Annotated in this window: 25 protein-coding genes and 1 pseudogene; 20 read left to right on the forward strand and 6 right to left on the reverse strand. The window is 62.7% G+C overall.

What is annotated here, in order from left to right; all coding sequences use genetic code 11:
* Window positions 1–61 precede the first annotated feature (61 nt).
* The 5 genes from uvrB to E2E30_RS19045 are packed head-to-tail and all read left to right on the forward strand — an operon-like array spanning window position 62 to window position 7317.
* Window positions 62–2038, forward strand: coding sequence for an excinuclease ABC subunit UvrB (uvrB, locus tag E2E30_RS19025; protein WP_133192248.1), 1977 nt, complete (start codon window positions 62–64; stop codon window positions 2036–2038).
* 22 nt (window positions 2039–2060) lie between these two features.
* The gene (locus E2E30_RS19030; protein ID WP_133192249.1) at window positions 2061–4715 is read left to right on the forward strand and encodes an excinuclease ABC subunit UvrA; all 2655 of its coding nucleotides are present in this window, start codon (window positions 2061–2063) and stop codon (window positions 4713–4715) included.
* Window positions 4716–4771: 56 nt separating this feature from the next.
* Window positions 4772–5869, forward strand: a complete 1098-nt coding sequence (locus E2E30_RS19035; protein ID WP_133192250.1) for a Dyp-type peroxidase — start codon at window positions 4772–4774, stop codon at window positions 5867–5869.
* Complete coding sequence (locus E2E30_RS19040; RefSeq protein WP_062127258.1) at window positions 5862–6683, forward strand: family 1 encapsulin nanocompartment shell protein; 822 nt, start codon at window positions 5862–5864, stop codon at window positions 6681–6683. Before E2E30_RS19035 ends, E2E30_RS19040 begins: the two co-directional genes overlap by 8 nt.
* A 52-nt stretch (window positions 6684–6735) precedes the next feature.
* A complete protein-coding gene (locus E2E30_RS19045; protein ID WP_133192251.1) occupies window positions 6736–7317 on the forward strand; it encodes a PRC-barrel domain-containing protein in 582 nt (193 codons plus the stop codon).
* An 11-nt stretch (window positions 7318–7328) separates the two neighbouring features.
* Here the strand turns inward: E2E30_RS19045 and E2E30_RS19050 are convergent, their stop codons facing one another.
* The 4 genes and pseudogenes from E2E30_RS19050 to virB11 form a co-directional block, all read right to left on the reverse strand.
* The gene (locus E2E30_RS19050) at window positions 7329–7625 is read right to left on the reverse strand and encodes a type II toxin-antitoxin system RelE/ParE family toxin (RefSeq protein ID WP_021233331.1); all 297 of its coding nucleotides are present in this window, start codon (window positions 7623–7625) and stop codon (window positions 7329–7331) included.
* Complete coding sequence (locus tag E2E30_RS19055) at window positions 7622–7900, reverse strand: type II toxin-antitoxin system ParD family antitoxin (protein ID WP_021233332.1); 279 nt, start codon at window positions 7898–7900, stop codon at window positions 7622–7624. The genes E2E30_RS19050 and E2E30_RS19055 overlap by 4 nt, the downstream gene beginning before the upstream one ends.
* Before the next feature lie 116 nt (window positions 7901–8016).
* Window positions 8017–9936 (reverse strand): type IV secretory system conjugative DNA transfer family protein, encoded by a 1920-nt coding sequence (locus E2E30_RS19060; protein WP_133192252.1) that lies wholly within the window; start codon window positions 9934–9936, stop codon window positions 8017–8019.
* A gap of 21 nt (window positions 9937–9957) precedes the next feature.
* Window positions 9958–10710 (reverse strand): annotated as a pseudogene (virB11, locus tag E2E30_RS19065) (P-type DNA transfer ATPase VirB11); the annotation flags it as partial.
* 64 nt (window positions 10711–10774) lie between these two features.
* Between virB11 and E2E30_RS19070 the strand changes: the two are divergent.
* The 3 genes from E2E30_RS19070 (at window position 10775) to E2E30_RS19080 (ending at window position 13488) form a co-directional block, all read left to right on the forward strand.
* A complete protein-coding gene (locus tag E2E30_RS19070) occupies window positions 10775–11542 on the forward strand; it encodes an IS6 family transposase (protein WP_066521070.1) in 768 nt (255 codons plus the stop codon).
* A gap of 87 nt (window positions 11543–11629) precedes the next feature.
* Complete coding sequence (locus tag E2E30_RS19075) at window positions 11630–12139, forward strand: hypothetical protein (RefSeq protein ID WP_133192253.1); 510 nt, start codon at window positions 11630–11632, stop codon at window positions 12137–12139.
* Window positions 12140–12192: 53 nt separating this feature from the next.
* Window positions 12193–13488, forward strand: coding sequence for a hypothetical protein (locus E2E30_RS19080; protein ID WP_133192254.1), 1296 nt, complete (start codon window positions 12193–12195; stop codon window positions 13486–13488).
* Here the strand turns inward: E2E30_RS19080 and E2E30_RS19085 are convergent.
* The gene (locus E2E30_RS19085) at window positions 13485–13727 is read right to left on the reverse strand and encodes a hypothetical protein (protein ID WP_133192255.1); all 243 of its coding nucleotides are present in this window, start codon (window positions 13725–13727) and stop codon (window positions 13485–13487) included. The genes E2E30_RS19080 and E2E30_RS19085 overlap by 4 nt on opposite strands.
* 50 nt (window positions 13728–13777) lie before the next feature.
* Here E2E30_RS19085 and E2E30_RS19090 point away from each other — a divergent pair, with 50 nt between their 5' ends.
* The 8 genes from E2E30_RS19090 to E2E30_RS19125 all read left to right on the forward strand — a co-directional run bounded on the left by E2E30_RS19090 (window position 13778) and on the right by E2E30_RS19125 (window position 18968).
* Window positions 13778–14353, forward strand: coding sequence for a hypothetical protein (locus E2E30_RS19090; protein ID WP_240699144.1), 576 nt, complete (start codon window positions 13778–13780; stop codon window positions 14351–14353).
* Between the two features lie 259 nt (window positions 14354–14612).
* Window positions 14613–14897, forward strand: a complete 285-nt coding sequence (locus tag E2E30_RS19095; RefSeq protein ID WP_133192256.1) for a hypothetical protein — start codon at window positions 14613–14615, stop codon at window positions 14895–14897.
* A 47-nt stretch (window positions 14898–14944) separates the two neighbouring features.
* Window positions 14945–15487: a hypothetical protein gene (locus tag E2E30_RS19100; RefSeq protein WP_133192257.1), complete on the forward strand. Its 543-nt coding sequence runs from the start codon at window positions 14945–14947 to the stop codon at window positions 15485–15487.
* Between the two features lie 175 nt (window positions 15488–15662).
* Complete coding sequence (locus tag E2E30_RS19105; protein WP_133192258.1) at window positions 15663–16178, forward strand: DUF736 domain-containing protein; 516 nt, start codon at window positions 15663–15665, stop codon at window positions 16176–16178.
* A gap of 243 nt (window positions 16179–16421) precedes the next feature.
* Window positions 16422–16949 carry a hypothetical protein gene (locus tag E2E30_RS19110; RefSeq protein ID WP_133192259.1) on the forward strand — a complete coding sequence of 176 codons (528 nt, stop codon included), beginning with the start codon at window positions 16422–16424 and terminating at the stop codon, window positions 16947–16949.
* A 214-nt stretch (window positions 16950–17163) separates the two neighbouring features.
* Window positions 17164–17376: a hypothetical protein gene (locus E2E30_RS19115; RefSeq protein ID WP_133192260.1), complete on the forward strand. Its 213-nt coding sequence runs from the start codon at window positions 17164–17166 to the stop codon at window positions 17374–17376.
* A gap of 58 nt (window positions 17377–17434) precedes the next feature.
* A complete protein-coding gene (locus E2E30_RS19120; RefSeq protein WP_133192261.1) occupies window positions 17435–17767 on the forward strand; it encodes a hypothetical protein in 333 nt (110 codons plus the stop codon).
* A 178-nt stretch (window positions 17768–17945) separates the two neighbouring features.
* The gene (locus tag E2E30_RS19125; RefSeq protein ID WP_133192262.1) at window positions 17946–18968 is read left to right on the forward strand and encodes an IS110 family transposase; all 1023 of its coding nucleotides are present in this window, start codon (window positions 17946–17948) and stop codon (window positions 18966–18968) included.
* A gap of 1223 nt (window positions 18969–20191) precedes the next feature.
* On the opposite strand, the gene E2E30_RS19135 is transcribed toward E2E30_RS19125, so the two are convergent.
* Window positions 20192–20545, reverse strand: a complete 354-nt coding sequence (locus E2E30_RS19135) for a hypothetical protein (protein WP_133192264.1) — start codon at window positions 20543–20545, stop codon at window positions 20192–20194.
* Window positions 20546–20864: 319 nt separating this feature from the next.
* Here E2E30_RS19135 and E2E30_RS19140 point away from each other — a divergent pair, with 319 nt between their 5' ends.
* From E2E30_RS19140 to E2E30_RS19155, 4 genes are all read left to right on the forward strand, one after another.
* The gene (locus tag E2E30_RS19140; protein ID WP_133192265.1) at window positions 20865–21290 is read left to right on the forward strand and encodes a hypothetical protein; all 426 of its coding nucleotides are present in this window, start codon (window positions 20865–20867) and stop codon (window positions 21288–21290) included.
* 173 nt (window positions 21291–21463) lie between these two features.
* Window positions 21464–21922: a DUF736 domain-containing protein gene (locus E2E30_RS19145; RefSeq protein ID WP_133192266.1), complete on the forward strand. Its 459-nt coding sequence runs from the start codon at window positions 21464–21466 to the stop codon at window positions 21920–21922.
* A 177-nt stretch (window positions 21923–22099) separates the two neighbouring features.
* The gene (locus tag E2E30_RS19150; protein ID WP_133192267.1) at window positions 22100–22312 is read left to right on the forward strand and encodes a hypothetical protein; all 213 of its coding nucleotides are present in this window, start codon (window positions 22100–22102) and stop codon (window positions 22310–22312) included.
* Window positions 22313–23024: 712 nt separating this feature from the next.
* Window positions 23025–23363 (forward strand): single-stranded DNA-binding protein, encoded by a 339-nt coding sequence (locus tag E2E30_RS19155; RefSeq protein ID WP_133192268.1) that lies wholly within the window; start codon window positions 23025–23027, stop codon window positions 23361–23363.
* Window positions 23364–23456: the final 93 nt, after the last annotated feature.

Genomic DNA, 23456 nt, shown 5'->3' on the forward strand with positions numbered 1-23456 from the left:
GAGAATCGTTTTTGGGCACGCTTGAGGCGTTCATGGCCTGGCCCTGGCAGGAGGATATCTGATGTCGACTGGCATATTCATTTTGCACTCCGACTATACCCCGGCGGGCGATCAGCCCGAAGCGATCGCGCGGCTCATATCCGGCATCGAGGAGGGGGCGCACCATCAGACCCTCAAGGGCATCACGGGGTCGGGCAAGACGTTCACGATGGCCAACGTGATCCATCGCCTGAAGCGTCCCACGCTGATCCTGGCCCCCAACAAGACGCTAACGTCGCAGCTCTATGACGAAATGCGGCGATTTTTCCCTGAAAACGCCGTGGAGTATTTCGTCTCCTACTACGACTATTTCCAGCCAGAGGTGTATTTGCCGGGCCGCGATGAGTTCATTCCGAAAGATTCCTCGATCAACGAGCATCTGGAACGGTTGCGCCTTTCGACGACAAAATCCCTGATTGAGCGCCGCGATACGATCGTCGTTGCCTCGGTATCGTCGATCTATGGCATGGGCGATCCCGACAATTATCGCGCGCTCCAGGTTCCGCTGACCGAGGGCGCGCGGTTGGGACAGGAAGAGCTTCTTCGCGGCCTGGCGCGTCTGCAATATGATCGGGCCGAGCACAAGCTGAAGCGCGGCACCTATCGCGCTGATGGCGACGCTGTCGAGGTTTACCCGGCGGATTCGGAATATAAGGCCCTGCGGGTCGGATTGGCGAACGGCCTGATCGCGTCCCTCCAGTGGTTCGATGCGGCGACCGGAAGGCAGCTAGAGAGCACCGATCACTATCTCGTATCGCCCAAGACCGTTCTGGCGGCGACCGCCGATCAGGCCCGCAAGGCCGCCACGGCGATCCTCGCAGAGATGGAGACGCAGGTCGAGCGGCTGACCAGCGAAAATCGCCTGACGGAAGCGGCGCGCCTCTATGATCGCATCACCAACGATGCCGAGATGCTGCGCGAAGTCGGATATTGCTCGGGCATGGAAAATTACGCCTGCTATCTGAGCGGCCGTGACCCTGCGCTCCCGCCCATAACCCTGCTCGACTATCTGCCCAAGGACGGGCTGCTGTTCGTCGATGAATCGCATGTGATGATCCCGCAGATCTCGGCGATGTTCCGGGGCGACCAGGCCCGCAAGGATACGCTGATCGATTATGGCTTCCGCCTGCCATCCTCGAAGGACAGCCACCCCTTGAGCTTCCACGAGTTCGAACAGGTCAAGCCGCAGACGATCTTCGTGTCCGCCACCCCCGGCGCCTATGAGGTAAGGGCCTCGCAAGGCAGGGTGGTCGAACAGATCGTGCGGCCGACCGGCCTGCTCGATCCGAAAGTGGAAATCCGCCCGTCCCAAGGCGCGCGCGATGATTTGCTACGCGAGATCGCGCAGCGCACGAAGCGCGATGAGCGCGTGCTGGTCACGACGCTGACCAAGGTCGCGACCGAGGAGCTGCACGCATTCCTCGAAAGCCAGGGCGTGCGCGCGCGCTACATGCACTCTGACGTCAAGGTCGAGGATCGGGTCGCGATCATCGAGGGCCTGCGCGCGGGCGAGTTTGACGTGCTGATCGGTATCAGCCTGCTACGCGAAGGGCTCGATATCCCCGAAGCGTCGCTGATCGCGATCTTCGATGCGGACCGCGCGGGCTTCCTGCGCTCGGCCCAGGCGCTGATCCAGATGATCGGCCGCGTCGCGCGCAACGTGAACGGCACCGCAGTTCTCTACGCCGATACCGTGACGCCGGCGATGAGGGCCGCGATCGACGAGACCGAGAGTCGGCGACAGCGCCAGATCGCCTTCAACGAAGAGAACGATGTCACCCCGCTCTCGTCGGTTCGCGGCCTGGCGTCGGCGCAGCCCGACCGGGAAGAGCCTTCGGTCCATTCGGAGGCTTTCTGCGAGAACCTGTACGAGCTGTGCGACCGGATCACCGCGAAGGAACAGGCGCTGCTGACGGCAGTAGATAACGATAACGAGGATCGGGCGGAGACGATCCGGGGCGAGTTGGACGGCCTGTACCGTCAGTTCATCTATCTGTGATGCGCCGAGTGAAAGTGACCGTATGAGCAAGGATCAGGAGCCTCAAACCACCCCCGGCAAGGAACGCGCGCCGCGCTCCGGCTTCGTTCAGGTACGCGGCGCGCGGCAGAACAATCTCAAGAATGTCGACGTGGACGTGCCGCGCGACGCCTTCGTGGTGTTCACCGGCATATCCGGATCGGGCAAATCGAGCCTCGCCTTCGGCACCCTCTATGCCGAGGCACAGCGCCGCTATCTGGAATCGGTCGCGCCCTACGCCCGCCGCCTGATCGATCAGGCCGGTGTGCCGGAGGTTGACGCTATCGACGGGTTGCCTCCCGCAGTCGCGTTGCAGCAGCAGCGCGGCTCGGCCAATGCGCGGTCCTCGGTTGGCAGCGTGACGACGCTCTCCAGCCTGGTACGGATGCTCTACTCGCGCGTCGGCGAATATCCGCGCAATCAGCCCATGCTCTATGCGGAGGACTTCTCGCCTAACACAGTCGCGGGCGCCTGCCCGACCTGCCACGGCATCGGGCGCGTCTATGACGCGACCGAAGAGACGATGGTGCCCGACGACACGCTGACGATCCGGGAACGCGCCATCGCCGCATGGCCGCCCGCGTGGCACGGCCAGAACCTGCGCGATATCCTCGTCTCGCTCGGCTATGATGTCGACACCCCATGGCGGGATCTTCCGAAGAAGGATCGCGACTGGATACTCTTCACCGACGAGACGCCGACGGTGCCGGTCTATGCGGGTCTGACGCCCGAGCAGACGCGCGTCGCCCTCAAGCGCCGCATGGAGCCGAGCTATCAGGGCACCTTCACCGGCGCCCGTCGCTATGTGCTGGAGACGTTCGCCAACACCAAAAGCGCGCTGATGAAGAAGCGCGTCTCGCAATATATCATAGGCCGCGATTGCCCGACCTGCGACGGCAAGCGGCTGAAGCGCGAGGCTCTGTCGGTGAAGTTCGCGGGCCTCGACATCGCCGAGTTTGGCGACCTGACGGTGCTGAAGCTCCGGGACTTGCTCACGCCTGTCGCGCATGGCGAGTATGGGGGCGCCGCGGCGGCCCCGAAGGGCCATGTTCTTGGCAAGGCGGCCCGCGATGCGGCTGTTGAACGCAGGGTCGCGGCGGGAGGCTCGGCGCACAAGGCAGCGCCCGACGTGCGCCGCACGCCCAACCTCTCCGATGAGAAGCGGGTCGCCGCGCAGCGTCTCGCATCCGAGCTGCTCGAACGGCTCGGCCCGCTGATCGATCTTGGCCTTGGCTACATCTCGCTCGACCGAAGCACGCCGACGCTTTCCTCCGGCGAGCTGCAACGCCTCCGCCTTGCCACTCAATTGTCCTCACAGCTTTTCGGCGTGGTCTATGTGCTGGACGAGCCCTCGGCGGGGCTGCACCCGGCAGACGGCGAAGCCTTGCTCACCATCCTTGAGCGGCTGAAAGCGGCGGGCAACTCGCTGTTCGTCGTCGAGCATGATCTTGACGTGATCCGCCATGCCGAATGGCTGGTCGATGTAGGGCCAGGAGCAGGCGAAAAGGGCGGTGAAGTGCTCTACAGCGGGCCGATCGCGGGACTGGCCGACGTCGAGGCGTCGATCACGCGCCGCTATCTGTTCGCAGAGCCCGTCGCCCATGACCGGACCCCGCGCGAAGCAAAGGCTTGGCTCCGTCTAGAGGGGGTGACGCGCAACAACCTGCGCGGCCTCGACGTCGAGCTTCCGATCGGTTGCTTCACCGCTGTCACCGGGGTTTCGGGATCGGGCAAATCCAGTCTGGTCAGCCAGGCGCTGCCGGAGCTTGTCGCGGAACAGCTCGGCGGCTCGCCGGCTTCAGAGGAGGAGGATACCGATCCGCTGCTCGATGTTGCGCAGGAAGAGACCGAAGGCCGCATCGTTGCGGGCATGGAGCATGTGCGCAGACTGGTGCGGGTCGATCAGAAGCCGATCGGTCGCACCCCACGCTCGAACCTCTCCACCTACAGCGGCCTGTTCGATCATGTGCGCAAGATCTTTGCCGGCACTCCGTTGGCCAAGAAGCGCCGTTACAGCCCCGGCCGCTTCTCGTTCAACGTCGCCGAAGGCCGCTGCCCGGTATGTGAGGGCGAGGGCTTCGTCATGGTGGAGCTGCTGTTCCTGCCAAGCGTCTATGCGCCGTGCTCGACCTGCCATGGCAGCCGCTACAACCCGCAAACGCTCGAAGTCGAATGGAACGGCCGCAACATCGCCCAGGTGCTCGAACTGACGGTGGACGAGGCGTGCGACTTCTTCGCGGGTGAGGCGTCCGTCATGCGCTCGCTGGATGTGCTGCGGGAGATCGGCCTTGGATATCTGAGGCTCGGGCAGCCGGCGACGGAACTGTCGGGCGGCGAGGCGCAGCGCATCAAGCTTGCGACCGAGCTGCAACGCGCCCAGCGCGGCAACACCATCTACATCCTCGACGAGCCGACTTCGGGGCTTCACCCGTCCGACGCGGATCGGCTGATGCGGCACCTGCAGGGCCTTGTCGACGTGGGCAATACGGTTGTTGTCGTCGAGCATGACATGCGCGCCATCGCACAGGTGGATTGGGTCATCGATCTCGGACCGGGAGCCGGGGAGGAAGGTGGCCTAATCATCGCCAGCGGCGTCCCTAGCGACGTTGCAGAGGCGGAAGGCAGTCTGACCGCGCCCTATCTCAAGGCGGCGCTTTAGCCGCCTTTTGGGTGTGTGCCATAACGATGGGCCGGGTCCGGCCATAGGAGACGAGCTTGCCTTCCACTGTCGCTCAGGATGTTACCGCACGTTCCCAGGCCGTCGATGCCCGGCTCACTCGTGCAGCCATCTTCCTCGTGGTGTCGATGGGCGCGGGTGAAAAGCCCGAGATGGCGGTGCGAAATCTCTGCGCAATCCTTTCCTCGCTGGTGCGTGGTGTCGGCTTTAGGGCAGCGGATGGAGGGCTTTCCTGCATCATGGGGATCGGCTCCGATGCCTGGGACCGACTGTTCGGGGCGCCGCGGCCGAAGGAGCTGCATCCGTTCCGGGAAATTCACGGCGTCCATCATGCGCCTTCGACACCCGGCGACCTGCTGTTCCACATTCGCGCCGCACGGCAGGACCTGTGCTTCGAGATGGCCGCGCAGATCGTGAAGCGCCTCGCCGGCGTCGCCTCGGTCACGGACGAAGTGCATGGCTTCCGCTACTTCGATGATCGCGACTTACTGGGCTTCGTCGATGGGACGGAAAACCCCGTCGAGCAGGGGGCGAGAGATGCCACGGTGATCGGGGCGGCGGACGATCCGGTCTTCGCTGGCGGCAGCTATGTGATCGTCCAGAAATACCTCCATGACCTCGACAAGTGGAACGCGATTCCCGTCGAGCAACAGGAGAAGATCGTCGGGCGCGAGAAACTGTCGGACATCGAGCTGGACGAGGCAGCGAAGCCGAGCTTCGCGCACAACGTCCTCACCAACATCGAGGAGGACGGCGAGCAACTCCAGATCCTGCGCGACAACATGCCGTTCGGCGATGTCGGCAAGGGGGAGTTCGGCACCTATTTCATCGGTTACGCCCGCTCACCCACGCGGATCGAGCGGATGCTCGACAATATGTTCATCGGCCTGCCGCCCGGCAACTACGATCGCCTGCTCGATGTCAGCCGGGCCGTGACCGGCTCGCTCTATTTCGTGCCGTCGGCCGACTTTCTGGACGCCGTGACGCCGGGGCCGCCTGCGGCCGATGGCGACGATAGCAATGGCGATGAAGCTGTGGCTGCGCCGGCACCCACGGCTCCGACACCGGAGGCTCCAACGGCATCGGACGGATCGCTCCGCATTGGATCACTCAAAGACGAGGCCGGACATGAATAACCTCCATCGCGAACTCGCCCCGATCTCAGACGCCGCCTGGGCGCAGATCGAACAAGAGGCGACCCGGACCCTCAAGCGCTATCTGGCCGCGCGCCGCGTCGTGGACGTGCCGGACCCGAAGGGGGCTACGCTCGCGGCCGTGGGCACAGGCCACACCAAGCCGATTGATGCACCGAGCGATGGCGTCCAGGCCGTGCGGCGTGCGGCCAATGCCGTAGTCGAACTGCGCGTGCCCTTCACGCTGACCCGCGCTGCGATCGACGATGTGGAGCGCGGTTCCGAGGATTCCGACTGGCAGCCGCTCAAGGAAGCTGCCCGCACGATCGCCTTTGCCGAAAATCGCGCGATCTTTGATGGCTATGCCGCTGCCGATATCGGCGGCATCCGTCCCGGCGCGAGCAACGAGCCGGTGCCGCTGCCCACGGCCGTCGCCGGATATCCCGCCATCGTCGCGCAAGCCGTCGATCGGTTGCGCCTTGCCGGGGTCGAGGGGCCTTACCGTCTGGTGCTGGGAGACGATCCGTTCACCGCGATCAGCGGCGGCAGCGAGGAGGGCTATCCGGTGCTCCAGCACATCAATCGTCTGGTGGATGGCGATATCATCTGGGCGCCGGGCATCACGGGCGGCGTCGTGCTGACAACGCGGGGCGGCGATTTCGAACTCGATCTCGGACAGGATTTGTCGATCGGCTATCTCAGCCACACCGCCGAGGTGGTTGAGCTGTACCTGCAAGAGAGCTTCACCTTCCGGCTGTTGACGAGCGAGGCGGCTGTTTCGCTCCCGACAGCGGAAGCGTCGGCGCAGCCGGCGTGAAGGCGTTGCCGGTTGCACCGCCCCCACGCGGACCGCAGCGAGGGGTGGGACAATGATAAGTCTCGTCGGTTGGATCGCCACGATCGCGACGATGATCGCGGCGATGATGACGGCTTCCAACCTGGGCGCGCGCGTGACGGGCTGGGGCTTCGTGGTGTTCAGCATCAGCTCGGTTTGCTGGACCACATTGGGCTACGCCACAGGACAGACAGCCTTGGTTGCCACCAATGGATTCCTGATGCTGACGAACCTCGTCGGCATCTGGCGATGGCTGGGGCAGCAGACAAAATATGAGGATGGCGGCCGATCGGCCGAAACAGCCAGCCAAAGATCCGATACGCCGAACCTGTTCACCGCGACCGGCCTGATCGGCATGGCGGTTGATGACAAGAGCGGGATGAATCTGGGCCGGGTTGTCGAGGCCCTGATCGAATGTTCGACCGGCAGGATAAACTATGTGGTGGTCTCGGACGAGCGATATGCCGGTCTTGAAGAGACATTGCGAGCGGTGCCGCTCGAATCCCTCAGGATCGGCTACACGCGCATGACGCTGTTGCTGGACGGCCCGAGCTTCCTGTCACAGCCCGGCCTCAAAAGTCGTGACTGGCCCGCCTTCGCTCCGATCAATCCCTAGCAAGCGATAGCTCACACCAATTGGAGCGCGCGATCATGATCTTGACCGGGGCCAAGAAAGCGCAGGATCAGGATACGGTGGGCTTCTGGCCGGTAGAGGATGCCATAGCGGCGATAGGAACGGCGACGGATACCGTAGCGCTCATAGCGAGGCACCAGAGGATAGCCCTGGGGCAGATCGGCAAGGCGACGGGCCGCCTCACGCAATTCCTCGACAAAGCTGATGGCTCTCGCGGGATTGTCCTTTTCGATATGTTCGGCGATGTGATCGAGGTCGGCCAGCGCATCCGGCGTCAGGATGACTTTCATTGCGGCTGAGCGCTTGCCCGTGTCCGAATCCTGTCGATGATAGCATCGCAGGCGTCGTCGAGGTCGTGGGTGCGCCCCGCCTCGGCATCGGCAAGGCCGCGTTCGATCGAGGCGTCAAGATCATGCAGCCACCGTTCGACATCCTGCGTCTCACCCTGATCGCGCCGAATGAGATCGCGAACATAATCACTCACGCTGGCATAATGCCCGCTGTCGATGCGGCGCTGGACGTAATCCCGCATGGGGTCTGGAAGGGAGACGTTCATCGAAGCCATAAATCACCTCACTACCATTATGGCAAAAACTGCCATTGGTTTCAAGGCGCCTACCTCTCTTGTGCAGCCGTTCCCCCTTCGGGTCATCCCACCGGCGAGGGCAGGATCACATAACGCTAAGCGACCTTTGGCTCGCCTACCATAACAATATGTTGGAAAAGCTTGCTGGTGCGTTCCCCGGCAGGGGCGGCCATGGCGGCGGCGATCGCGGCTTGGTTCAAGCGGTGGTGGGTCGGGGCCGTGCCGCCGCCTCCGGATTGCGGCCCAGGACCATTAGCAGGCGGGGCCGAGCCAGGGCCGCCATTATCATCCGCCTCGGCCGCGGCGATCACCCGCAGGCTGTTTATCGGTGCGGTGGGGTCGGGTCGAATGTTCGGCATTTGCGGTGCGGGGATCTTGGTCAGCGCGACCATGGCCTTCTCCGTATAATAGCGGATTTTCTTGCCATAGACGGGCGGGATGCCGAGGCGCAGGACGATCATGTCCTTTTCGGGGAGCTGCATCAGCTCTTGCGGAAGCATCAGGGGCCGGCGCTGATCGGATTCCGATACCGAGCCGCCGCCACGGCCCCACATGCCGAAGGAGCGCGATTTGGCGCGAAACGTATAAGTGCCAAGCCGCTCGGAAATATCCTTCGCATCATCGTTGGTCGCGGGGCGCATGACCATCTGGACGCCGCAGTTGGATTCAATCTCCGTGGCGACTTTCGGCCCATAGACGTTCTCGAGCTGCGCTCCGCTCTGGATGACGGGGAGGAGGCGAATGCCATAGCCGGCGACGTAGCTGAAACCATTGGCGATCACCGATGCGCGGCCGAGGCGCGAGAACTCGTCGAGCAAGAGCAGCAGGCGGACCTGGTGCTTGTTACCCGAGGGCAACTCGCGGACATTGAGATCAATGAGCTGTTGGAAAAGCAGGCCATAGATCGGTGCCACGCGATCCAGATCATCCGGCGAGACGCCGAGATAGAGCGAGATCCGCTTGTCGCGGAACTCGCGCAGATCGAAATCGCTGACAGCCGTTGCCGCATCGACATAGGGGTTCAGCCACAGATTGATCTTGGCGGTGACGGACTGGCGGGTTGACGTGAAGGTATTGGCCGAGGCCATGATCCAATCCCGCAGCGCCGACACGCACGCACCTGATAGCGGTTTGCCCTCCCGCTCGCGCTGCGAGATGATTTTGGGAAATCGCTTCTGTGCATCGCCGGCGGCGAATTGGCGGTAGATTTCGCCGATGGTGAAGGGGAGCGCATCGTCGCCATCATCCGCCGTGGCGGCGACATAGGCTGCGACACCGAGAAACGCCGTCCTGGCGCTTTCCGCCCAAAAGGTCTCGCCCTGCAGGGGCAGGGGAAAAAGCATGACGCTGATTTTTTGCAGCTCGTTGACGACTTCGACCTGATCGCGTCGGTTGATGTAGGCGAGCGGGTTGTAGCGGCATGTGCGACCGTGGGCATCGAGCGGGTTGAACAAGAGTGTTTGCTGGCGAAGGTTCGTCATCCGAAAGCCTGCTGTCGCCGCCCAATTCTCTTGCTTCACATCGAGGACGACAACCGAATCCGGCCATTGGAGAAGGTTCGGGATCACGACGCCGACGCCCTTGCCGGCGCGGGTGGGCGCTTCGAGCAAGACATGCTCGGTTCCCCCAAAGCGCATGAACTTGCCGTTGATGCGGCCGAGGAGAATGCCGGCATCCTCCAAGAGCTTGGCCTTGCGGACCTCGCCGATCCGCGCCCAACGGGCTTCGCCGTGGAGCTTCTGGCCCGTGAAGAGCGACGACACGATACCGATCAGGCAGACCGCGAAGGCGATGAAGAAACCGGCGAGAAACGGCTTCCACACGATCGGCAAGTGGCGCATCGACCATAATGCACCCGGAACGCGCGCCCAGGGCGTGTGCGCCGAGAGGAGATGCGCCTTCCAAAGCACCACCACGGCGCCGATCGCGGCGCTTATCATCAAGCCTATGATGACGAGGAACGCGATGGCGGCCGGCTCGGACGCCCCTTGGTTGCGAACCATTTTACCGCTCATAATGCGATCCTCCGCTCGAATCTAATCGCGAGGCTTGCCCGCAGGATCGAACCACACTTCCGTCATACGATAGCGCGCCGGCTTCCCGTCACCTGGGGGAAGCCGGTGCATCTGCACGACGATATCAACCAGCGAGCGCAACAGGGCGCGGATATCGTGCCGATCGAGATCGTTGCCGCCTTCCGATTCCTTGACCAGCAGCGTGAGCTGTTCCAGCGCACCTTCGGCCGTATTGGCATGGACCGTGGTTATCGAGCCTGGATGGCCGCTGTTGACGTTGCGCAGATAGAAGAAGGCGGTGCCGTCGCGTAGCTCTTGGAGCAGGATGCGATCGGGTCGCATACGCAGCGCCGATTCCAGCAATTCCTTTGCGCCGGCTTTTTGAAGGCCCTTTCCGTCCTTGGAATACATCATGTGGACGTGGTTGCGCTGTGGCACCACCAGCTCGCGGGTGTCTTCGATCGTCAGGATGCGCTCGTAATCGGGAATGAGCCTAATCAGGCCCTTGGAGAAGCTCGTCTTGCCGGAACCCGTGGCGCCGGAGATCAGGATATTTTTGCGGGATTCGACCGCGAGCCGGAAGAAGCCCTTCCAGTCGCCGGCCTCGCGAAATCGCATCAGCGCGGAGTCGACCTCTTCATGCAGGCCATGAGCGCGGACCTCACTGAAAAGCCCGGCGCGGTCGAAATCGTCGATGTCCATAGAGACACCCGACGCTTTCCGGATCGTGATCGAGACGAATCCCCGCTCGACGGCAGGGGGGACGACGACCTGCGGGCTCTGTTGCAAACTGATCCGATTTTCGGTGATCTGTCTTGCCGAGAGTGAGGGTGGCGCGATGTCAGGGTTCAAAGGGCGGCATTTTGAGGGTGAGATCGTGCTTTGGGCGGTGCGATGGTACTGCCGGTATGGCATCAGCTACCGGGATCTTGAGCAGATGATGGGCGAACGTGGCGTGAATGTTGACCATTCCACGATCTACCGCTGGGTTCAGAGATACGCCCCGGAGATCGAGAAGCGGCTGCGCTGGCAATGGCGCCGCCCTGCCTCGACGAGTTGGCGGGTCGATGAGACCTATATCAAGGTTCGTGGTGCCTGGACGTATCTGTATCGCGCGGTCGACAAGGACGGGAACACGATCGATTTTTATCTCTCGCCAACGCGGAATACGAAGGCTGCGAAGCGTTTCCTGGGCAAGGCGCTGGGCGGGTTGAAGGACTGGGAGAAACCCGAGATCATCAATACCGATAAGGCGCCGACCTACACCGCCGCCATTGCTGAACTGAAAGCGGAAGGCAAATGTCCCAAGGATACCCAGCATCGCCAGGTGAAGTATCTGAACAACGTCGTTGAGGCTGACCATGGCAAGCTGAAGCAGCTGATCCGGCCGGTGCGGGGTTTCAAGACACTGAAGACGGCGTATGCGACGATCAAAGGCTTCGAGGTGATGCGGGCCCTGCGCAAGGGACAGGCAGCTGCCTTCAATCTCACCCGCGACATTTGCGGCGAGGCGCGGCTGGTCGAGCGTGCCTTCGGCCTCGGCGCTTGCGCCCTCACCGAAGCCATTCAACTCATCGGCAAACGGATGGAACTTGAAGCAGCCTAATGGGCACCGCTCGAACAGCCATGAGACGAACTGCGCCCGTCATCACAGTTTGCAACAGAGCCCCAAAGAGGACCATCGGAGATCCCCATGCCCTACTTCGTCGATATTGGCGGCACGCCGGCCAACGAGCCCTGCGCGCAGCTCGGCCAGACACCCAACTTCGAGATCCTCAACAAGCTTGAGGTGCTCGCATACAAGTACGCTATCATCGCCCGATACGGGGTTCCACCTCCCGGGTGCCGCCTGACGGGCCTCTCCAATCGACACGATTTCGGCCGGTACGTTTCGCTCGTGCTTCACGTCGAAAACGAACTGGATGACCAAGTTCGTGCATATGCCGAGACGGTCGAGGAAGGGCTGAGCACGTGGCTGGAAGCGGGCTTCCGCGCGCCCGTGGAATATGACGACGCGACGCCGACAGTCATCACGACCGATCCGATCGAGATCCTCGTCAGCGCCCTGCACGTCACCCGACCCGGCCCGGACGGGCGCTTCCCGATCGCAGACTTCGAGACGCTGCACGGGAACCTGACTGCCGCGTTTCCCGGCGAGGCCGCAATCGCCGCGGCGCGGCTCACCGAGGCCGCAGCCGCCTAACGGCGCCCCCGCTGCCCGGATCGGGTGGCTCCCAAACACGAACGAGGCCGACGATGTCCGACGCCTTTGACCCATCAGATCCCGCCGCGTGGCGGTCCCGCGGACGCACACCCGAGCACGCAGCGGCGATCGCTGCTGCGTGGCAAACCTTCCCCGATCTTCCAGCCGACGCCCCCCTCTCGGACCGTATGGCACGAGGCCGCGAACGGATCGCCGCGATGCGAAGCGTCAACGATGCGATCGCGGCCGAGAGCGCGACGCGGCGCGAGGTGAGCAACTTCGCTTTCACCGAGGATCAAGTGCGTCGAGGTCGCGGCAACGATCGCGACATCGCGATCCTGCGCGGCCGCGAAAGCTACGCACTGAGCTGGGACCTCGCCAACCGCTACGCGGATGGCTGGTACGCCGCGCATGTCGGGTGGCCGCACCGATACCCTGATGGGATTCCGTCAGTGACGCCGCTCGCCGACCGCCACGCCGCCTATGATCAAGGTTTCTCAGACGGGGGAGGGGACCGGACTGACCTATTCGACGCCGCACGCCGCAGCCTCGTGGCAGACATGCGCCGCGACAACTTGCCCCGCGATCCTCAGATCATCCTCGCCGGGCGACCTGCACCGAGCAGCTACCCGAAGCCCTCTGATCATCACCGACCGGCCCGATGGTCGCGACGCTTGTTGATCCTCGGTGCCGATGTCATCGCTGCAGAGCCTGCATGGGATTTCCTGGCGATAACCCTAGCACGACCAGGTGCCGAGGCCGCGACGATCGTCGTCCTTACGGCCGACGGTTTTGTCAGCCCAGACGCGATCGGCGGTCAGACAACAGACGCAATCATGATCGACCACCAGGCCGCGGCCGCCCAGCTTTCCGCCCTTCTGCAAAATCGTGAATACGACGATGTGCTGATTGCGCTGCAAGGGCATGACCTCGACCTGATCGATACCGTCGCTCACATCCTGCCTCTTGCTCGCACATTAGAGCGCACTCGCAATTCGCGACTTCAGCAGCGCACTCACCTTCGGACCTGGCTTGATCGCGGCTTCACCGGAACGACGGTCGCCGCACAGGGGCATATCCGATGGGGAAAGGCGATCACCGCATTGTACGGTAGCCTCGGCGAGTTCACCGCGCGCCACGTCGGTCCGGCGCCGGGCAAAGGCCATCTTGTCCGCGTCGAGACCAAGAACGGTCTCGCTACCGGCTTTGCCACAACCGACGGAACGCCGCTCGACCCCGAGATCGTCGTCACCAGCAAGGCAAAGCTCCGGGGCGAGATCGCCGCGACGCTGCGTGCCTTTGGAGGCGCAACGCGCCTCATGGCAGCAGCCGACCGGCGAGCGGCTTAAGGCCGGAATCCCGGGCTGGGTACGTAGGGATGTTCCTGGCGGATAATCTCTTCCGCTTTGCCAATAGCCTCGCGCTGACGCGCTGACCCTTTTGGCGCGATCGACCAGTTCGAGCGCGGGTGGAAGACCACGGGCAATGCCGTGACCGGTCCTACCGCCCTGCGCCACGCCAAGTCGCTGCCGCCTGCTGCGCCGACCAGCAAGGTCACGAAAAGATCCTCGATGTCGCCGGTCGTCATCGAGCCTGAACGCACGGCCGTACCGGCCGTGCCGCACAAACCCACTGCTCATGCACATCGGAGAACCCATTATGGCCGCTATCACAGACCTCCCCGTCATGACTCGTGCCGACGCCGTTTCGCTTGGCTTTGCCGGCTTCAACGACGTTCCGCACAAGCCGATCGACATCCCTGATGGCGCGTTCACCCTTACGGCGAAGACCAGCGAAGGTCGCCGAGTCACCTTCTGCTTCATGGGAAAGACCTACGACGGCCCCGCCCGCTTCGTGGACATCCAGTTCCACGATCGCGGCAGCACGATCCCGGTCCCGAGTGGCGGGGTATCACCCACCCTTAACGCATTCGCAGTGACGGGTGGCGGACGCCACGTCACCGATAGCCGTGGACTGGACGAGGGCCAAAAACCCTCGATCCTGGTCCTGCTCATGGACGAGGCCGGGGACGAACCGCCGCATCCCGACCCCTCGCGTCGACCGCTGCTGGATCGCGACCTTGCTGAATTGCTGACCCGCGCCGCCGGCGTCATCACCGACCCCGACAGCGAGATCAGATCGAACCGCGACAGCCTCGTCGACGCTCTTCACGCCGAAGCCGCGAAACGCCGTCCGCGCGAACCCGGGTCATGACCGGGTCACGCAGCGACGCCATGCACGTCGCACACACCGCCGCGGGCTGGATCGTCCTCGACAACAGCACCGCACATCGCGGCCGCTTATCGGCACCGTGCCCCACCCGAGCCGAAGCAGTCGCCCGCAAGAAAGCTCTGGGACGCGCCTTGCGTCACCAGCGCCACGAGGACCCTCGTGACGCCTGATGGAAGAGGAGGAGGAGTGGGCTCGCGGAATCCGGCGGTGGTGGAGCCGACCGGCCAGACAGGAGCACATCATGCGGAGCATCCTCGCATTCTACGAGATTGACCGAATCTACGGAGGTCCGGAAGAAGGAGGCTGGTGGTACGACAGCGGCACCTTTGTGCGCGCAATCACCATCCATTTCGACGACGAGACCGCGATCGCAGCGCAGCGTCGCGCAAACCGCCTTCTCGAGCGCTTGCAACGCCACAAGCCGGACGTGTCGTCGGTGATCTATGATGGCGGGCGCTACCGCGCCTACACCTTCTCGGGCCTGCCGCCCGAACGCTTCCCCGTCGAGCGGCCAAGATATTCCTGACCGCATCCGCGGTCGCCCCCCCAATCGAAACCTTGAAGGAAACGGTCATGCACCGCGTCCACTTCTACGACACCAGCGCGGCCGCCTACGAAGCGTGCCTCGATCAAAGCCCCTGCATCCTCGAAGGGGATGTCCTCGCCATCGTTCCCGAAGGTGTCATCGGCCTCGCGTCGACCGACCCGCTCGCGGTCACGATCGAGACGGGCGCACTGCGCACGCTCACGCCGATGTCGTCCGCACGAATCCTCCGCGAAACCACCCATGATGCGGACCAATGGCGTCACGCGGTCGAGCTCGCACTGGCACACCACTTGCCCATTGCGCCGCACTTCCTCCCGTTCGCCCTACGCTGCGTCCCGCTCCTTCCGTCTCAGACGGTCGTCGCCCTCACCCTCGACGATGTCATGATGGCGATCGACGCCATTCGACACCGGGAAACCCAGCTGACCAAACGTGCCGCGCTGATCGATGCGGAAAGCTCGCACGGACTGTTCCTCAATTCCGCCCTGCGAAAACTGGCGACAGCCCGGCGTCACCTTCAGCGCCACCCCCCGGCAACGATCCCTGATCACCCCTGCGGTCCCTCGTAGCGACGCCCTCCACGAAGGTCGGCCCCAAGACCCTCAAGGCGATCCACCGCCACGCGAAAAGCGCGTCGGTGAGGGGCGCTTTCGCGCCCTGCCCGGCCGAAGGGCCGGGGAGGAGAGAGGGATTGAAGATGTTGTCGAGGACATGGGGTCCAGCAGACACACAGGAGACGTTACGATGAACATCGGTCAGATCAAGCAGAACGAAGCCGGCATCTTCATGGGCCGCATCTCGACGCTCGCGGTCGCAATGACGATCGCGCTGAAGCCCGTTCAGTCCGCCAACCCGCGCGCGCCGCGCTATGAGATTCACGCACTCACCCCGGGCCGCACGTGGGTGCAGGTCGGTGCCTTCTTCGAGCTCAACTCGAACAACACCGGCGAAGCCTTCCTGAACGGCCGCATCGACGATCCCTCGCTCGCCCAGCCGCTGCAGGTCTCGGCCTTCCGCCAGGAGGACGGGTCGTACAACGTCGTCTGGCAACGCGCGCAGAAGCGTCGCGATGTGACCAGCGCGCTCGGCATCAAGTCGGACGAGGATCCCGCACCGCCCTTCGGTGCCGACGGCAGCGCCGCAACCGACGGCCCGGTCGATAACGCTGGCGCCGGCGATGACGGCCTCGGCGAGACCACCGCACAGGTCGAGGACGCGCCGCGTCGCAGCCGCGCAAAGCGTGTCGCCGAAAGCGCCTGACCCTCTTCCGGTGCCGCCCACTCCCTCGCGGCACCGGCAGACGTCGCAGGTCCACCCCCTTTTACCCTGCGCGTTTCTAGGGCGGTGCCTCACCAGGCATCGCCCTTTTTTTGCCCAAAAGGGGACAGGCCTCGAAACGGACCTAAAACCGTCTTGCATCTCCGCCATAAGTAGATTCTGCTGCACCTGCGAATCCAAGTTGAACAGTCTTTCAACCTTTTGTCTGAAGGGAAGGAGGTGGTGGTGGATAGCTGGACGAATGGTGCCGAAGGCCCGCTCAAGACCAGCGCGCCACGAAAGCAACGAGGTGCCACCATGGCCGACCGCGTTTCCGTCTCCATCTCCATCGGCGGAAGACTACCCGCCGAGCTTCTCGACGAACTCGTCGAGAAGGCAAATGCTCAGAATCTCTCGACTGAATGGGATGGTGAGCCATTCACCACGACTGACCTGCCCGATGGCGAACCTCTTGTACTGCAGGGGCACGAGATCGCTAACGGCAAGATCGACGAGATCGAGGACTTCTGCTGCACTAACGACTTGCCCTTCTGGCGATGGTCGGGCGGCGCGCCGGGCTCCTTCCCCGCTGAGATCGTGTTGTGGAAGGGCGAGGGTGAGCGGCGCGCATTTACCGCGGATGAGAATGGGCAACCGGTCCTCACCTCGGACGAAGCCAAAGAAATCACGAGCCTCGACGATCTTCGGGAGCATTTCGCCACCGGCGCTTACCTCCCGCCGCCTTTCATGATCGTTCCACCGACCACCGGCTGAAGCGGCGCGACCCACAGAGGGGCGGCGAAACGCGCGTTCCATGCGCGGCCTATTCGTCCGCGATCACCGTTTCAGCCGTTCCGCTCGCGCTTCGATTACACCTTCCGCATAGCCGCTACCCTCCGCCAGGCACTGCTCGCTCGCATCGTGACGACCCTGCGGGCCGCTCACTTGCTACGCCTCGCGCGTGCCGGCGTCGCGCCCGGAGATCATCATGCCCATCCAAACGATTCACCAGTCCCTCTCGTTCGACACGATCATCAAAGATCATGCGAACCGGGAGAGCGCCGAAGCTCACATGGCAAAGATGCTGCGCGAGTACGGCGATTGGCCCGTGGACGCCGCGGCTAGCGCTGCCAGAGAGGGGCGCTCGGTCCTGGTCGCCGACAACGGCGACGACGAGACAATCGAAATCCGGGTGACCTGACCATGTCACTGGCGGGAGCGCGCTGCCGCCGATACCATGCCGTTACGAGGAGTAGATCATGCTCAACGTCATTCCGGTCGCCGTCCCGCTCGTCTTCACTGCCGGCGCGATCATCCTGTTTGCCCGACGTCGTGTTCCGCTCAGCTACGTCTTCCTAGCCCTAGGCTTGGGCATGTTCTCTCTCGTGGCCTGGCCCTTCTGGCCGGTCGACGCAAAGGGCGAGCATCATGCGATCGTGCTGTCGCGTGCCGGACCACTCGGCGCGAAAGCCTATCGAAGCGCCATGTCAGATGGACGCATCACGCGCGATGAACTTCGCACCATCCGTGAAGCTTCCGGGCAAGATCTGGACACCGAGTACGGTCTGTCGACGCCAAATAACCGCAACTAGCTGCGCAGACACTGAAGGGCGCCCGCCCTGTGGGCGGGACCGGGCTCTAGCCGGCTTTGCCGCCCGGAGCCCCTTGCGGGTCTCCGCCCTGCCGGGTGACATGGGGTAACAGCGTCCGCGGTCCTGATGCATCGTCGTCAGGTGGCGCTGCCGCCACTACAGGTGACGGAGAAGCCTCATGACGAGTTATGTTGGTCTCGATGTATCGCTGGCAGAAACCAGCGTGTGCGTGTTGAACTCGGATGGAAAGGTTCGGTACGAGGGTAAGGCAAAAAGCTTGCCCGACGACTTGGTGGCTTGCATCCACCAACATGCCGCCGATGCCGAGCGCGTTGCGATCGAAACGGGTCAAACGACGGCGCTCCTATTCAAGGCCATGAAGACGGCAGGAATTCCGGTCGTATGCCTGGAGACTCGGCATGCGCATAAGGTCTTGTCCGCGAGGCGAAACAAAACCGACCGGAACGATGCGAGGGGATTGGCTGATCTTGTTCGCGTCGGCTGGTATAGAGAGGCTTGGGTCCGAGGCGCATCGGCCCACGCTATCCGCAGCCTCCTGCTTGCACGGCGTATGCTGCTCGTGACGAGGAGAACCCTTGAGAACACATTGCGCGGGGCAGTCAAACGCTTCGGGCTCATCATAACAAAGACGGCTGGCGGCACATTCACGCGCCGCGCCGTTGCTGCTATGGAGCTCGACCCTGCTTATGCCGCCTTCGCGCAGCCAATCCTAGCCGTTCTGGAAACCGTGGCGGCTCAGATCCGGGTATATGAACGCCAGCTCCAGAGCGTGGTGAGGGGCAATGCTACAATCGCCAGGCTGATGACCGTACCAGGCATCGGGTACTTGTCCGCTCTCGCGTTCTACTCGACCATAGAGGATCCCGCCCGGTTCAAACGCTCGGATGACGTCGGCCCGTATCTTGGTCTGACCCCGCGGACACATCAGTCTGGCGAAGTCGACTGGAGCGGGCGGATTACAAAAACCGGTGACAACATGACCCGGGCCTACCTGTTCGAGGCTGCCAACGTCATCCTTACGCGCGTCACCAAACCGACGCCGTTGCGAGCATGGGGGCTACGGCTCAAAGAGCGCAGCGGAATGAAGAAGGCTCAGGTCGCAGTGGCGCGCAAACTGGCAGTCATGATGCATGCCATTTGGAGCGATGGCACCGAATTTGAGTGGAGAGCGGCAGCATAGCACCTCCCTCCCCGAAGCTCCCCAACGGGAGGCGTCCTTGCCGGGACGCGAGCCGAAGTTGACCTCGTAGTGATCGTTGCGGCTCTGACCCGCGCGGCAGTAACATTGAGGCAGCTTTAGCCACGGACACCATCGTGAGGCGGTATTCCCGACCTCGGAACGAACCTTGTGCCCGGCATTGACCCAGCCCACACCAAGGATGACGCTGTATCGAAGTATAAACCTCGTTACCGTACAGCCTTACGAGACGCGTGCTTCACGCCACAGCTTTTATCGTCCAAATTGTAGGTCGGAGCAGCTACCTTCATTTTACCGTCGTCGATGTCACTTTCCTAGTTACAAATATTCGAACGCTATCTAGCCTGCAAATGAAGAAATATTTGACAAAGCACCTATCAGAGACTCCAAATATTAACGCTGCCAGCCTGGCTCCACGCTAACTCCTTTTAGGAATGCGTTGGCCACTGTGCAGCCGTCACCCTCTAAAGCACCCTTCAAGTGCGGTGTTTTGTCCGTCCCACTTTCATTCTGAACGTAAGAAACAGTGACTGTTCGAATGGATATTCCACCGTAAGTATAGGAGACCAACCATTGATTTGTTTCATGGGCGACATAAAGAAGTAGCGGTCCTGGTTTAGAGCTAGAGCTAGCTACATCGCTAAAGCTAATGCCTCTGGCCATCCTCGGTAGGATCGGACCATGACGTTTTGCGATATCGGCTTTGATCTCGGGCGGAAGTGAGCTCATATTATCATAAAACGTAACTTGTCGGATTAAGGCGCAATCGCCCAGCGGGTTAATCTCGGCTTGCGAGATAGCAAGCCCGGCGAAAATGATAAGCATTGGTCAGGGGTACTCACGTTCGATTGCGGAAAGCTCAGCGGCGAATTCCCTCAGGGCAGCTTTGAATCTTATTCGGGCGCTTGATTTGCTTCGTAAGCAGCTGCCCAATGCGATTGCATCAAATCCCGGGTCCGCGCCCCATCTCTCAGCATCTTTCCGCTTTAACGCCGCGATACGGGAGCCGAAGCGGCGATCAAACTCCCGGTGTTGCCGTCGCGCAACGCTACGATCACAAGAGATATTACCCTGCTGGTACGGCTCTGCATAGAACAGCCGCTCACTTAGCCGCTGTGATGGTATCGATAAGCTTTGTGCCTGAGCCAAGAGAGCGAGTGCGACTAACATGTTTATCCACCATCTCGTGCATCGCGCACTTTAGATCAACGGCGACTGGCTGCTGCCGGTTGTATCTCGATAATACGCCAGTTGCCGGTCTGCTGTATTAATCGTGCAATCTGATGAACGTCGCGGCCTGTGTAACGAGCCGTGAATTCGCAGGTCGTTATGGGCAGCTCGCCAGGCTCGCGGTCGCCGCAACTCACGTCCCGGATCTGCCAAGCTGCCTGTGGCAGATGAAACAGGACGATTTCCCCCTTCCGGAGAGCCTCATCAGCGGCGACCTTTCGAACAGTGCTATCGTGGGCCAGCAGCGCGTCTATCAACTCTGTGTAGGTGGGGCATAGCAGCAGTGAGGCGCAACGGCTGGTCGCCGCGAGCAACAGCGTGGAGAACATAAGGCAGCCTCCTCTAAGATTCGGCCAATACTCCGGACGCCGGTTCGACACCAACTATGTCTACAAATTTTGCCCCGGCATGCGGACATCGGGGTAGACAGGCCAGTTGCCGCCAAGTCGCGACGCCTGTGATCGCCGTACGGGCTGACGAAGAACCCAAGCGGTTCCAACAAATGCCTTGCCAAGCTCGCTGTTAAGGAACGATCCCTCGCTGTAGGCAGAGCTCGCTTGCTTGTGACGGCCCTGACGGGCCAGTCACATACTACGCGTCGCTCGTGCCGAGCGGCTTCACCGGACGAACCGGAAGGAAAGGGCTCCAATGTTCAAGTGGATTGCCTCTTGGGGAAGCGGTCGCCTGACGAAGATGCCCGACATATGCGAGCACGCGCGTCAGCAAGCGATGTCTCAGCTTCTCAATGCCGGAGCCCTGACGCCCCAGTATCGCTCCGACGTGACCTCCGAAAAGGACTTCGAGGAACGACAAATCCGCTTGCCGCTCTGCACGGTGTGGGGTGAGGATCCCCAACCGGACGGCGTCCGGTTCACTCTCTCCGTCAGTCTACTTCAGGTAGAAGACGCCCTCCTCGAACAGTTGAGCGCATCAGAACCGCGATTCCGCGACGAGCGGGACAGGCTCCACGCCGATATCAAACAAACCGTTCTTCGCAGTCTCACCAACGCGGTGAACGCCACCGGCGCGCCGCCAAGCGTCATCTGTTCGGCACTGACCTCGTCTTCCTCCTAAACGACCGCCCCAGGACGCTCCCTACCACTCCCTACCATCGTCCACCGCCACGCGAAAAGCGCGTCGGTGAGGGGCGCTTTCGCGCCCTGCCCGTCCGAAGGGCCGGGGAGGAGAGAGGGATTGAAGATGTTGTCGAGGACATGGGGTCCAGCAGACACACAGGAGACGTTACGATGAACATCGGTCAGATCAAGCAGAACGAAGCCGGCATCTTCATGGGCCGCATCTCGACGCTCGCAGTGGCGATGACGATCGCGCTGAAGCCGGTCCAATCGAACAATCCCCGCGCGCCGCGCTACGAGATCCACGCGCTCACCCCCGGCCGCACCTGGGTGCAGGTCGGCGCGCTCTTCGAACTCACCTCCAACAACACCGGCGAAGCCTTCCTGAACGGCCGCATCGACGATCCCTCGCTCGCTCAGCCGCTGCAGGTCTCGGCCTTCCGGCAGGAGGATGGCTCGTACAACATCGTCTGGCAGCGCGCGCAGAAGCGTCGCGACGTGACCAGCGCGCTCGGCATCAAGTCGGACGAGGATCCCGCACCGCCCTTCGGTGCCGACGGCGCCGCATCCGGCCTGCCGGCCGCTGATGGCCTCGGCGAAAGCACCGCCCCGCTCGAGGAGGTGGCCTAACTCCACGCTGGGCGACGCCGACCCGTCGCCCGCTACTCTCGACGGGGATCGCTTCACCACCCGAAGCGGTCCCCGTTGACGTGCCCTACGCCTAGCGCGCTGCGTCGTCTTCAATGAACGAAGGCGACCGGAGCCACACTTCAATCGTTCAACATTCCACGCTATATGGAGAGAACCATGGCGACTATCGCACCAGATCCTCAACTCGATATCCGCGAACAGCTCGCGCGGATCGACAAGATGCAGGTCGAAATCCAAAAAACGCAGGCTGATCTCGCCAAGGTGAAGCTCGAGGTACGCTTTTTCCCCGGAACGCTCCTTTTTCAGGCAACCCTCGCCGCCGCAGCGCTGATGACAGCGGGTGCCGCGATCGCGAAGTTCTTCGGCTGATCCCGACCGACGCTTCGCGTCGGTCCCCCTCCCGATTGATCGCCCGTCTGGACCCACCACCATCGGTACAAGCAAACCTGACAAATTAGTCCGACTGCACTTCCGGCGATGCGACACGTCAATCACGCACGGGGTTTAGCCTCAACCGACCAGACCAGCGCGGAGATCACGAGCTCGCGAACACGCTTCGCGCTCGACCTTGATGCGGTCCAACGAGCACTGCCCGGAGACGCCCTGCCAACGGCAACCAAGCAGTTTTCGGATCACCTAGCGGCGATATCCTCGCCCGCTCGCTCCCTGTGGTCGAGCATAAGCCGAGTTCCGGGTACGTCCTCGAGACGAAGTTCGTCATGGGGCCGACCGCGCACTCGGCCACTCGACATACAGGTCAGACGATCGATCCTGACGGTTCACGCGGATTGTTCATGGCGACCGCTCTAGGACCTCAGGAGCTATCGGACGGCTCATCCGCCGGTTCGTGTCACCTGCGATCCGGCCCGGCACCGCGCAACCCCTTTGGCAGGGCCGTGTTGCCGCGCTGAAGCGCGGCTGCCCGCTCCACCCCTGCAAAAGGGGTTTCCCTCCAGGTCCACCGTGCCCGCCGCCTGAGCGCCGGCCCCGATAGCCCTTCCGGTGCGCAGCACCGCGCCAGATCGCCCTCCGGTGACACCGGCGGACGGTCCGCCCGACACCACCCGAGGGAGCAATCGCCATGAACAACGTGAACCTGATCGGCCGCCTGACCCGCGCCCCTGAGCTGCGCGCGGTCAACCCCACGACCAACGTCGCAACCATCTTCGTCGCAACAGATCGCCCTAAGCTCAACAAAGACGGTCACACCTACAAGGGCGAGGACGGCTTCACCGTCAAGGAGACCGAATACCACAAGGTCACGTGCTTCAACGGTCTCGCCAAGGCGGTCGCCGGGAACCGCAAGAAGGGCGACCTGATCGCGATCGAAGGTCGCCTCCACTACACCCGCTGGCAGGACGCCGAGGGTAACGACCGCTACGGTTGCGAGATCATCGCCGACCGCGCCGAGTTCTACTGACCCGCCGGGTTTGGGCGGCGCCTTACGGCGCCGCCCTTTTCGCGTGCTCACGCTCGATCCGCGAGCGCCCCCGTCGCAACCACCACAACATCA

The organism is Sphingomonas sp. AAP5, from assembly GCF_004354345.1.
GTDB classification, from domain to species: domain Bacteria; phylum Pseudomonadota; class Alphaproteobacteria; order Sphingomonadales; family Sphingomonadaceae; genus Sphingomonas; species Sphingomonas glacialis.